The sequence below is a fragment of the Enterococcus spodopteracolus genome, assembly GCF_030441955.1.
Lineage (GTDB): Bacteria > Bacillota > Bacilli > Lactobacillales > Enterococcaceae > Enterococcus_B > Enterococcus_B spodopteracolus.
In genome coordinates this window covers 1-473 of record NZ_JARJHD010000100.1, presented here as the reverse complement: position 1 = coordinate 473, position 473 = coordinate 1, and the positions used below count along the sequence as shown (strand labels likewise).

General features: G+C 28.5%; 1 protein-coding gene. It reads right to left on the bottom strand.

Annotated elements, in window-relative coordinates; translation table 11 throughout:
* Positions 1–323 (bottom strand): hypothetical protein (locus P3R27_RS14740; RefSeq protein ID WP_301399166.1); only part of this gene is annotated, 323 nt, incomplete at its 3' end.
* Positions 324–473: the final 150 nt, after the last annotated feature.

Below are 473 nucleotides of genomic sequence, written 5' to 3'. Positions count from 1 at the left end.
TTCATTGAATTATATGAATCAATTTCAGCGGAACTGTCCAGCTTTCTTTTTACAAGAATAAACAGTTGGTAAATAGCAAATGATAAGAAAAATCTTTCTAAAAGCACTTCAATTTGATTTTCTCCATTCCAAAGCCAGAAGTAATTATCTTCAAACTTAGTAATAAGCATCGTGAAAAATAAAGAAGAATAATAAATTTCAATAATATAAATCCAAGTCTGACGTTTCTTTTGCAAAGAAAACGTCTTTTTTCGTTTAATCAATGTCGCTAGTCGAATAAAAGGAAAAAGATAAATTGCCACCCATAATAAAATATTTGCCATAAAATCACCTCCGGTATCATTATATCAGAGGAATAGGGAGTGAAGAACATGTTAATGTATTTAGAAAGTTTTGAGAAAAATTATCTTTTAAATAAATATCAAATAAGGCGCCGAAGGAAGTTGAAAAAAATTATCTTCTACCAAAGATTG